The sequence below is a fragment of the Candidatus Cloacimonadota bacterium genome, from assembly GCA_034722995.1.
Classification (GTDB): domain Bacteria; phylum Cloacimonadota; class Cloacimonadia; order JGIOTU-2; family JGIOTU-2; genus JAGMCF01.
Map to the genome: position 1 here is coordinate 1 of JAYEOL010000053.1, position 11,026 is coordinate 11,026.

Consider the following 11,026-nt stretch of genomic DNA (forward strand, 5'->3'; position numbering starts at 1 on the left):
AAGCTTCTTTTCCTGGAAACAATTTTTTAAAAAACATATCAATCTGGTTTACCAACTTTCCAACCAATTAAATACTTCTAACTTTACTCCTATTCATAATTTTCTTATGAGATATCAAAATTGCATTCTCATGTCATTCCAAACGCTCACAGATGTCATTCCTCCCGATATGTCGGGAATCAGGAATCCATATAGAGGGAAGTGGCAGTAAAAGACAGGTTGTAAGGAATGGATTCCCTCCCCGACTTAATCGGGGATCGTGGGAATGACAAGTTAGGTGAATTTTTCCATTTTGCATAAATCATTTATTTTCTTTAAGAAAATCTTCAAAACTAATCTGTCTTTCATAGCACTTCAGATGAATATATCTCAAAATATTCATAAACATATCTTTTTTAATATAGCCAGGAACCACTGTGATAATTTTAGCATTTTCATTCAGAAAACCATAAGAAGGGAAACCTTTTATCCCAAAGGCAGAGGTAAGTTGGCGTAGAGTTAAAGTGTGGTTTTGAAATTCAACCTGCTTTTGATTATCGTCAGCTTTTATTCTAATAGGGACAAAATTTTCGCCCATAAATTGAATAACTTCAGGCTCAGAGAAAGTGCTTTCATCCATAACCTTACACCACTTACACCAGTCTGTGTAAAAATCAATGATGATATCTTTGCCTTCTGCTTCTGCTTTTGCTAACCCTTCTTCAAACCCAAACCAGTTAATATGGTTAAAAGTTTCTTTTTGCTTTAGTATCACCTTTTCTTGTTGTTCAGAATTTAAAATTTTCTGAGGTGATTTTTCAAGCTCTACTTGTTTTTTTTCACTTTTAGAAACCTGTTGGGTTGACTTTTCTTCTATATCCTTTGATGAGCAAGAAATTGAATATAACAAGCCAACAATAAATAAGATAATTAATATTTTTTTCATTACATCTCCGTTCTATCTTTGAAATCAAATACAATTTAGCTTTCTTAAAACTAATTCAAAAATTATTTTTCTATTTATTTAACATTTTGAGAATAATGTAAAGCAAAATAATAATTTTCTTGAAATTTATACCTGATTAAATTAATAATCTCTTTAAAATATTTACTATTAGTTACGACAAATTGAATAATTCTTGACATATATTTTTTTAGAAGCCCGTTTAAACTAAATAAAAAACAAGAGGAGTAGCAATGATTACAAAACTTGAGGACATATTGTCAAAAAATGTGAGGGGAATGAAAAAATCTGTAATAAGAGAATTACTTAAGCTCACAGCAAAGCCAGAAATTATATCATTTGCCGGAGGTTTACCATCACCAAAATCATTTCCGGTAGAAGATCTAAAAGAGATTATTTATGAAGTAATGGAAAATGAGCCAAAAATAGCTCTCCAGTATAGTGCAACAGAGGGAGATTCGGTACTAAAAAAAGCTTTAGTAAATCATTCAATAAAGGAAGGAATTCAAGTTACCGAAGATAATATTCTTATTACCACTGCTTCCCAACAAGGTTTGGACTTAATTGCTAAGATTTTTATTGATCGCGGGGATAAAGTAATTGTAGAATTACCATCCTATGTCGGCGGTCTTGGTGCTTTTAATGCTTATGGAGCGGACATGATTGGAGTTCCTCAGGATGACGAAGGAATGAGTGCAGTAATTCTTAGAAAAAAGTTATCAGAACTAAAATCTAAGGGTGAAAGACCAAAATTTATTTATATCGTTCCAGATTTCCAAAACCCTGCGGGTATGACAATGAGTGTGAAAAGACGAAAAGAAATTATTGAAATTTCACACGAATTTAATGTACTGATTCTTGAAGATAGTCCATATCGCGAATTACGTTTTGAGGGAAAGCCCGTGCCTTCTATTTATAGTCTGGATGACCAAAACCAGATAATACTTCTTGGCACATTTTCTAAAATACTCGCTCCAGGATTCCGTATAGGATGGGTTCTTACGCATCCTGACATTATAAATAAACTGGTTGTAGCAAAACAATCAACAGACTTGTGCTCATCAGCATTTTCTCAGAGGATTCTTGGACGATTTTTGGAAAAAGGATACTTAGAAAAAAACATTGAAAAGATTAAAAAGATGTATCATAAAAAGCGAGACCTTATGGTAGAATCATTTGAAAAATATATGCCAGAAGGAGTTAGCTGGACTACACCTGAAGGGGGATTGTTTCTGCTTGTTACTGTACCTGATTATATTGATACTGACAAATTGTTTGAACGGGCATTAAAATATAATGTGGCTTTCGTGATTGGCTCTGCATTCTATTGTGATAATTCCGGACATAATACAATGAGGATAAACTTCTCCTATCCATCTGAAGAACAAATTAAAATCGGTGTACCACGCCTTGCAAAAGCGATTAAAGAATATCCAAAAGAGTAAGGAAATAGGGATATAAGGGTATAAGGAAATATGGTATAATGGTGTACGATATTAGATGCAATTGTATTTATAATGTTAGAAGTAATTGTAGATTATAATTGTAAAAATTAAAATTTAAAATAAAAGGAAACAATTATGCAAGTAATTTCAAAAGCAGTTGAGGTAAAAGGTGAGATAGATAAAAATCATAAACTTTTGCTTGACGAACCACTCTCATCAATTCCACCTGGCAAAGTTCGAATAATCTTAATGCTTGAGAATGAAACGGATATAAAAGAACAGGAATGGCTTTTATCTGCAGCTAAGAATTCAGCATTTGAATTTCTAAAAGACCTTAACGAAGATATTTATTCTAATTCAGATGGAAAACCATTCAATGATTAAAAATAAAATAGTATTAGTCCCATTTCCATTTGATAATCTAACGACTGCAAAAGTTAGACCTGCCGTGTGTTTAACAGATAAAGTTGGACCTCATAATCATGTTGTTGTAGCATTCATTACAAGTCAGGTTCCAGTTGATTTAATGGATACTGATATTGTTGTGGATTCCGATAATAAGGATTTTCAAAAAACTGGCTTAAAAGTCTCATCAACAATTCGGTTACATTGTTTAATGACAATTTCCACATCAATTATCAGAAGAGAATTGGGACAATTGTCAAAAGAACATCAAGCACAAATTGATAAACGATTGGTAAAATTATTTCAGCTACAAGATAAGATTTGATAAAGATAATATCCACAACTATCTTTAATATTATCTAAATAGAATATTTTATTATGAAAAGTAAATGATAACTTGTGTAATATTTTCCTTGTTTTAGCAACATTTTTTAATGAATATATACTGCTGTTCTTTTAATTATTTAAGTCAATTATATGAGAACTGCAAAATAGATAATTTTCAATTTTTTTATGAAATATTATAAAATAAGTTTTGATTTACCTCATCCTCTAACTCCTTCTCCTATTCATCCTTCGTAGTTCATCCTTCGCAGTCTTGCTACGGAGAATGGATACTACGGAGAACGGGCAAGGAGAAGGAGAATTCTGTCTTCCTCTCCTTTTAGGAGAGGACTGACCTGCCTGCGCGTAGCCGCTTCGGCGAAGGCAGGGGTGAGGTAAAAAAAAAGCTTATTTTGCAGAACTCATTTTAAATCAATTATATGTGATAAAGTATAAAAGTATAAATAAAGAGAGAACTTTTCTTAATAAATGGGTCAATAAACAATTAAATATAATTATCCATTGCAAACATGAATAGAATACTGTCAATAAACAAGTCAGAAGACATCATTGATGAATTTCAAAAGATAGGCGTTACCTCTCAAGGTATAAAGTCTATGTGGCAAAAAGCAAATTGTATTGCCATGAAATTAAAGAACATCAAAACAGGTGCTGCAAATATCATTAAACAAAATATGCTAAGTCTTGGTGGTGATGCTGCTGTGGCAAGAGGAGTTGTAAATGGTAAAGTCGATAGGTCTGATGTTATCATTTTGGGAAGTATTCAAAATATCAGACTTCTACAAGAAAAATTATTGCATCAAGATGTCTTTGAAATCCCAGAAATCTGTAAATCAATTAACCAATTGCTAAAAATAGAGATGGATAGTCAGGAAAAATATCTAAATGTAAGGGGTCATATATTAAGTCTAAATCGTACTCTAATTATGGGAATACTTAATGTGTCTCCTGATTCTTTCTATGATGGCGGCAAATATACTACATTGGATTCCGCAGTAAATCAGATTGAAAAAATGATAGCAGAAGGGGCTGATATAATTGATATAGGTGGACAATCCACTCGTCCTTATTCTAAAGAAATTTCTCCGGATGAGGAACTCTCAAGGGTCTTGCCAATCGTAGAAAAGGCAATTAAAAAATTTGATTTCCCTTTTTCTATTGATACTTATAAATCACAAGTTGCAAAAGCTGCTCTTGAGGTAGGAGTTCATATGGTAAATGATATTAGTGCACTCCGTTTTGATGACAAGATGGCAGGCACAGTTGCAAAATTTCCTGATGTCCCTCTTGTGCTGATGCATATTAAAGGAACCCCTAAAGATATGCAAGTTAATCCTATTTACGATGATGTTATTGAAGAGATTTTAGAATATCTGACAGAATCAATAAAAATAGCAACCAATTCTAAAATTAAAGAAAGGAATATAATCATTGACCCTGGTCTTGGTTTTGGTAAACGATTAGAAGACAATTTTAAAATCATTCGCAGAATAGAAGAATTCCGCTGCCTTGGAAAGCCAATACTACTTGGCTGCTCAAATAAAAGTTTTATTGGGAAAATACTTGAGGCTGAGATAGACCAAAGATTAGAAGGCACCTTAGCAATAAATGCTTACTCTATTCTCAATAAAGTTGATATTATAAGAGTACATGAAGTTGCTCCTCATAAAAAATTAGTCAGGATGCTAAATCATCTTAAGAAAGGGGATAGATGAGTTTTCTGGTTCCGAAAGTTTTAGATATATTTGATATTATAATAGTTGGATACATATTTTATAGAGTAATCTTACTTGTTCGTGGAACAAAAACATATCAGGTTCTCTGGGGTCTAATTCTTATTTTTATATTCTATTCAATTGCACAATTACTTAATCTTACTCTTCTTGGTTCAGTTATAAATATTATTAAAGATTTTTGGGTTATTGGCATCATAGTACTCTTTCAGCCAGAGATCCGAACAGCATTAATCAAATTTGGGCAGAAACCTTTTTTCCATTCAATTTTTCCACCTAAGGATACTCACCGATTTACAGAATTATTAAACTCAATAAGAACAATGGCATACAATAGAATTGGTGGGATATTTGTAATTGTAAATAAAGTTGGCATAGATGATTACATAGCAACAGGAGAAATTATCAATGCGGAAATATCTGAAAAATTGATTCTCACAATCTTTAATAAAAAAACAGTCCTTCATGATGGGGCAATAGTTATTAAAAGTAATCGTATTGTAGCAGCAAAAGTAATTCTGCCTTTGACAACACAGAGTAAATACATAAAAAAGTATGGAACTCGTCATCAAGCAGGAATTGGCATTTCAGAGCAGACAGATGCATTAGTAATAATAGTTTCAGAAAATACAGGTAAAATTTCTACGGTAAAAAATGGAGTCATAAACGAGAAAGTTTCTATAGACATTCTTTCTCAAACTTTGATGGATGAATTAGAGAGATAAAATATTACAAATACTAAATCCAAAGCACTACCCCCGATTTAATCGGGGGTAAATGACTAATTACTCCCGACCTGTCGGGACTAATTTCTAATAAAACTTCAAATATCAAATGACAAAAATAAAAGGGTTGATTCTCCAGGAATCCGTCCCCGCGGACACGGGGATGGCATGATTGGACATTTGGACTTTGTCATTTTATTTGACATTTGAAATTAGGATTTTGAAATTCTTGTCCCCGATATAATCGGGACGAAGGATGAACCTTTGTGGCTAAAAAATAAAGTAATTATCGGCATTACAGGCGGGATAGCTTCTGGAAAAACAACTGCAGCAAAATTCTTTTATAAGAAAGGAATCCCTGTTATTGATGCGGATAGAATCGGACATCAAATTCTGCAGCAAGAAGAAGTAAAAGAAAAAATCCTTTCTACATTTGGAAAGGATGTAATTTCAGAAAATCAAATAAATAGACAAGAACTTGGCAAGATTGTTTTTCAAAACCAGGACAAATTAAAAAAACTTAATAATATCGTTCATCCAATTTTGATAAAAAAAATTTTGCATAGTATAGAATCGTTAAATGAAAATATTATAATAATTGATGCGGCACTTCTTTTAGATTGGAATTTAGATGAAATTTGTACCTATGTGATATTAATCACCACAAAAAAATCTATTCAAATTAAGCGTTTAATGACCTATAAAAAGCTTTCTAATAAAGATGCAATTTCACGAATTTCCTCACAAAAAAAACTATCAGGAAAAATTGATTTTATTATAGAAAACAACTCAACTCTTTCAGAATTTCAGGAAAAGCTGCAGAAAGTCTGGGGTTTAATTAAAGAAAAAATTAATTGAGTCGGAGTGCTGAAATGAGTCCTGTGTAATAGCGAAGCGTTTTATATTACACGGGACGAACTTTCAGCTTATGGCAGCCTTGGGGTTTGCGAAAAGTTCTCTCCGATAAATCGGAGCTCGTTTTCGCACTCCGAAATAATATCTAATTTAAATGATACCTAAAGACACCCAATACTATAAATTCTGTGGCTATGGATTTCTAAAAAATCTACGATTCTTTGACCCATTTATAATCCTCTTTTTCCGTGAAATGGGCTTGTCATTCCTGGAAATAGGCACGCTTTTTTCCGTAAGAGAAATTTCTACAAATATTTTTGAAATACCAACAGGATTCATCGCTGATACTTATGGTAGAAAGAATTCCATGATATCAGCTTTCATTTCCTATATTCTATCATTTATTATTTTTTATTTCTTTCCCAAATTTAGTATCTACATAGTTGCAATGTTACTATTTGGTTTAGGTGAGGCATTTCGCTCCGGCACTCATAAAGCAATGATTTTGGAATACCTGAAAATCAAGAATATCTCTCATCTGAGGGTAGAGTATTACGGACATACAAGAGGCTCATCGCAGTTTGGTTCTGCAATATCTGCTTTAATTGCTGGTGTTCTTGTTTTCTATTCAGGGAGTTATAAAATTGTATTTTTAGCCTCCATCATACCGTATATTTTTGAACTTTTCCTTATGATGTCTTATCCTGATGAACTGAATGGTGAAATCAAGAAAACTGAAAAAGGAAATGTCCTGAAAGCAACTATAAAGAATTTCCAAAATACGGTTTCAGACTTTTTTCAGCTATTCAAAAATTCCTTTCTTATCAAAGCCCTATTCAATTCCTCTTTATACGATGGCCTATTTAAAACCATTAAGGATTATTTGCAGCCAATTTTAAAAACTTATGCACTATCAATTCCTATATTACTTTCTTTGCAGGACAAAAGAAGCACGATACTCATTTCAATAACATACTTTTTCATCTATTTGCTTACATCGTATGCTTCAAGAAATGCGAGCAAATTCTCAAAAAAGTTCGGTTCATTAGAACTTGCAATAAATATAAGTTTCATTTTGGGTGGTATATTGACAATCTTAGCAGGAGTTTTTTGCGCTGTTGATATTAAAGTATTATCTATAATGATTTTTATTATATTATATGCATTCCAAAATTTAAGAAGGCCTATGAATGTAGGTTATATTAGCGAAAATATTTCGCAAAAAATAATGGCAACAGGACTATCAGTAGAATCACAATTAAAAACTATAATAATTGCTATTCTTTCTCCTGTGATGGGACTTCTGGCAGATAATCTTGGGATTGGAATAGCGCTGATTATATTATCTGGTTTTATACTTATTTTCTATCCGATTGTAAAAGTAAAAGGAAATAAATAAAATATTTGGAGTCCTTTTCTCCAGAAAAGGATATGAGTGGTCTCTTCCCATTCTGGAGAATGGAAATCCATATTTCTTAGATTTTTCTAAAAAATATTTTATTCCCCAATCAATTTTTTATAATCCTCAGCAGAAAGCAGATTCTCCATTTCATCTTCATTCATAATCTCAAATTTAACAATCCATCCCTCATCATAAGGACTTGAATTAAGAAGGTCTGGGGTATCGGCTACTTTAGAATTTACATCAATTATTCTACCACTAATAGGTATATATATTTCTTCAACTGCCTTAACAGCCTCAACAGTAGCTAAAACATCTTCTCGTGATAATTCTGTGCCAATCTCTGGTAATTCTATAAACACAATGTCTCCAAGTTCTTTTTGAGCATAATCTGTTATACCTATTGTTGCTTCTTTGCCAGAAATTTTTATCCATTCATGTGTTTCTGTGTATTTTAAATCATCTTTTACCATTTTGACTCCTCTAATTTTTAGCCACAAACAAACACGAACTAACACGAACATTTATCTTCATTTTTTACCATAGCATATCTTTAAATCTTTATTAACATTAATCTTTCGTGTACTTTTGTGTGGTTTTGTGGCATATACTCTCCTTAAATTTTTTTATCTTTTTATGGTTCCATTTTTATAAAATGGTGGTTTAATAATCTCGGCTTTTAGAAACTTACTTCTGATTTTTATGTCAATCACAGTGCCGCTTTTCATAAAGTCTCTTTTCACATAACCTGTTCCAATACCAACATTCAAACTTGGAGAAATCGTTCCGCTTCTTACTTCTCCAATCAAATTGCCATGTTTGTAAATTTCATAATGAGGACGCGGTATTCCTTTATCTTTCATAATGAATGCTACTAATTTTCGTTTAATCTTTTTTGCTTTGACTTTTAGAAGTGGTTCTTTCCCGATGAAATCATCCTTATCAAATTTCACAATCCATCTAAGTCCAGCCTCAAGAGGATTTGTCTTTTCATCAATATCATTTCCGTAAAGGGGATATTTCATTTCTAAACGCAATGTATCCCTGGCACCAAGACCAATAGGTTCAATATCAAATTCTTCTCCGGCTGACTCAACCTTATTCCACATACTCTCTGCTTTATCTAAATCAGTAAAATAAATCTCAAACCCATCTTCACCAGTATAACCAGTCCGAGATAGAATTACTGGCACATTATCAATCTTTGTCCTGATGAAATGATAATATTTAAGGTCTGATAGTTCATCATTTACAAGCTTTTGTACAACTTTTTCGGAATTGGGTCCCTGAACACCAATTAATGCGGTTTCATCACTCACATTTTCTAATTCCATATCGTCTATAAGATTTTTCTCAAGCCAATCAAAATCTTTATCAATGTTTGAAGCATTCACTACCAGATAGAAAATATCCTCATCCCGATAAACCAAAAGGTCATCAACAATGCCACCATCAGGATAGCACATATTGGTATATTGAACCTGCCCAACTTCCAATTCAGATACATCATTTACTGTTGTTTTCTGAACAAAAGCCAATCGCTTTTTGCCGCTTACAATAAACTCTCCCATATGACTAAGGTCAAACATTCCAACAGATTCTCGCACTTTACGATGTTCATGTATTATTCCTTTTTCATATTGTATTGGCATTTCATATCCTGCAAAAGGTAATATCTTTGCATTTTTCTTTTTGTGAATGTTATAGAAAGGTGTTTTCTTTGCCATCTTTTCTCCTATGAATATTTTACCACGAATCCCGATATAATCGGGAAACTAACACAAACTTTTTTATCAATATCTAAAATCAGTTCGTGATAGTTAGTGTCAGTTAGTAGTTTATATCATATCCATCTTCTTAAAGCAATTATACAGTATTAATGTATAAATTTTTATGGTTATTAAAATTTGTCAAATTTGTTGTTTCTTAAGATGTGTTACATTCATTATCTTCCAATCGCTGAAGAGCGTAAGTCTACTTTTTAACTCATAGTTTAAAAGATAAAATCAAAAAAGACTTGACAAAAATTTTTTTAAAATTCTAATTTGAGAAGTTAATTTTCTCAAATTCTAATGGAAGTAGGGAGGAATGTTGGAACTGGTTGGAAAATAGTTCAACAAAAGTGGTTTCCTGACGAAACAAGTAAATGTCTTAGATAGGTGAGCATGCTACAAAAATGCTCAATATGATATGATAACCCCGTTAGATGTTTGCTATCCTATGCGAGTTTTACTCCTGGGAAAGTATTCTACATCCAAACGGGGTAAACTTCATTGATAGGTATTCGTCCCAAGTAACAGGACGAAATAATTATGTTAACAAAAAAACAAAAAAATTAAAGGAGTTTTATAATGAAAAAGTTTATCTGTTTATTAATGATTATGTCATTAGCTGGATTTGTAATGGCTCATTGGGATGAAGCTGATGGACATAAGATGCACTGGCCACAACTTCCTGATCCCAATGGTTGGGATGTAAATGCGACTTTTCCTAAGGTGCTTGCAGACGATTGGCGGTGCTCACTAACTGGTTGGATCTGGGATATCCATTTCTGGGGCTCATGGAAAAATGACTATGAAGGTACTATTACATCATTCTATCTGAGTATACATAAAGATATACCTGCAGGTACAGGAGGAATTGATTACAGCAGACCTGGAGATCTTGTGTGGGAACATGAGTTCTTCCCGGCTGAATTCGAAGTTATATGGTATGGCGAGGGTACCCAAGGATGGTATGACCCTAATACGCAAGAGTACATTTACCCCGATCATTTTAATTACTACCAATACAACATTTTCCTCCCAATAGAACTGAGAATCCCACAAGAATTCGATAACATCTATTGGTTGGATGTCTCTGCAAGTGTTGCTGAAACAGACAGGTATTGGGGCTGGAAGACCTCAATGAGCCAACACTTTATGGATAATGCAGTCTGGGGTGATTTCCCTGATCCATTTTGGGAACCTCTTTACGACCCACTTCAGCCCACCGAGTCGCTTGACCTTGCATTCGTAATCAATGGAGATGAAACCTTACCAGTAGAACTCTCTGCCTTCACAGGTGAGTATTTATATAATGTGCCAACATTATATTGGGTCACACAATCAGAGACAGATAATCTTGGCTGGTATGTATATCGTAGTACAGAAAATAGTTTTGCCACTGCTGAT

General features: G+C 33.0%; 11 protein-coding genes. 8 read left to right on the forward strand and 3 right to left on the reverse strand.

The window, feature by feature from the left end; all coding sequences use genetic code 11:
* Positions 1 to 301: 301 nt before the first annotated feature.
* Positions 302 to 925, reverse strand: a complete 624-nt coding sequence (locus U9R23_06495) for a DUF255 domain-containing protein (GenBank protein ID MEA3476067.1) — start codon at positions 923 to 925, stop codon at positions 302 to 304.
* A 251-nt stretch (positions 926 to 1,176) separates the two neighbouring features.
* Between U9R23_06495 and U9R23_06500 the strand changes: the two genes are divergently transcribed.
* The 7 genes from U9R23_06500 (at position 1,177) to U9R23_06530 (ending at position 7,850) form a co-directional block, all read left to right on the forward strand.
* Positions 1,177 to 2,388, forward strand: coding sequence for a PLP-dependent aminotransferase family protein (locus U9R23_06500; GenBank protein ID MEA3476068.1), 1,212 nt, complete (start codon positions 1,177 to 1,179; stop codon positions 2,386 to 2,388).
* A 135-nt stretch (positions 2,389 to 2,523) separates the two neighbouring features.
* The gene (locus U9R23_06505) at positions 2,524 to 2,772 is read left to right on the forward strand and encodes a hypothetical protein (GenBank protein MEA3476069.1); all 249 of its coding nucleotides are present in this window, start codon (positions 2,524 to 2,526) and stop codon (positions 2,770 to 2,772) included.
* Positions 2,765 to 3,118, forward strand: coding sequence for a type II toxin-antitoxin system PemK/MazF family toxin (locus U9R23_06510; protein MEA3476070.1), 354 nt, complete (start codon positions 2,765 to 2,767; stop codon positions 3,116 to 3,118). The genes U9R23_06505 and U9R23_06510 overlap by 8 nt, the downstream gene beginning before the upstream one ends.
* 529 nt (positions 3,119 to 3,647) lie before the next feature.
* On the forward strand, positions 3,648 to 4,853 hold the full coding sequence (gene folP, locus U9R23_06515) for a dihydropteroate synthase (GenBank protein MEA3476071.1): 1,206 nt from the start codon (positions 3,648 to 3,650) through the stop codon (positions 4,851 to 4,853).
* Positions 4,850 to 5,596, forward strand: coding sequence for a diadenylate cyclase CdaA (cdaA, locus tag U9R23_06520; protein ID MEA3476072.1), 747 nt, complete (start codon positions 4,850 to 4,852; stop codon positions 5,594 to 5,596). The genes folP and cdaA overlap by 4 nt, the downstream gene beginning before the upstream one ends.
* A gap of 264 nt (positions 5,597 to 5,860) precedes the next feature.
* Complete coding sequence (gene coaE, locus U9R23_06525; GenBank protein MEA3476073.1) at positions 5,861 to 6,454, forward strand: dephospho-CoA kinase; 594 nt, start codon at positions 5,861 to 5,863, stop codon at positions 6,452 to 6,454.
* Positions 6,455 to 6,605: 151 nt separating this feature from the next.
* Positions 6,606 to 7,850: an MFS transporter gene (locus U9R23_06530; protein ID MEA3476074.1), complete on the forward strand. Its 1,245-nt coding sequence runs from the start codon at positions 6,606 to 6,608 to the stop codon at positions 7,848 to 7,850.
* A gap of 98 nt (positions 7,851 to 7,948) precedes the next feature.
* On the opposite strand, the gene gcvH is transcribed toward U9R23_06530, so the two are convergent.
* The gene (gene gcvH / locus U9R23_06535) at positions 7,949 to 8,326 is read right to left on the reverse strand and encodes a glycine cleavage system protein GcvH (protein ID MEA3476075.1); all 378 of its coding nucleotides are present in this window, start codon (positions 8,324 to 8,326) and stop codon (positions 7,949 to 7,951) included.
* Positions 8,327 to 8,479: 153 nt separating this feature from the next.
* Positions 8,480 to 9,580 (reverse strand): glycine cleavage system aminomethyltransferase GcvT, encoded by a 1,101-nt coding sequence (gene gcvT, locus U9R23_06540; protein ID MEA3476076.1) that lies wholly within the window; start codon positions 9,578 to 9,580, stop codon positions 8,480 to 8,482.
* 624 nt (positions 9,581 to 10,204) lie between these two features.
* Between gcvT and U9R23_06545 the strand changes: the two genes are divergently transcribed.
* Positions 10,205 to 11,026 (forward strand): hypothetical protein (locus U9R23_06545; GenBank protein ID MEA3476077.1); only part of this gene is annotated, 822 nt, incomplete at its 3' end.

What these genes read in the sequence shown, in the direction of transcription:
- U9R23_06500 (MEA3476068.1), top strand. Translation starts at nt 1,177, where the DNA reads ATGATTACAAAACTTGAGGACATATTGTCAAAAAATGTGAGGGGAATG.
- folP (MEA3476071.1), top strand. Translation starts at nt 3,648, where the DNA reads ATGAATAGAATACTGTCAATAAACAAGTCAGAAGACATCATTGATGAA.
- gcvT (MEA3476076.1), bottom strand. Translation starts at nt 9,580, where the DNA reads ATGGCAAAGAAAACACCTTTCTATAACATTCACAAAAAGAAAAATGCA.
- U9R23_06530 (MEA3476074.1), top strand. Translation starts at nt 6,606, where the DNA reads ATGATACCTAAAGACACCCAATACTATAAATTCTGTGGCTATGGATTT.
- U9R23_06505 (MEA3476069.1), top strand. Translation starts at nt 2,524, where the DNA reads ATGCAAGTAATTTCAAAAGCAGTTGAGGTAAAAGGTGAGATAGATAAA.
- U9R23_06510 (MEA3476070.1), top strand. Translation starts at nt 2,765, where the DNA reads ATGATTAAAAATAAAATAGTATTAGTCCCATTTCCATTTGATAATCTA.
- gcvH (MEA3476075.1), bottom strand. Translation starts at nt 8,326, where the DNA reads ATGGTAAAAGATGATTTAAAATACACAGAAACACATGAATGGATAAAA.
- cdaA (MEA3476072.1), top strand. Translation starts at nt 4,850, where the DNA reads ATGAGTTTTCTGGTTCCGAAAGTTTTAGATATATTTGATATTATAATA.
- U9R23_06495 (MEA3476067.1), bottom strand. Translation starts at nt 925, where the DNA reads ATGAAAAAAATATTAATTATCTTATTTATTGTTGGCTTGTTATATTCA.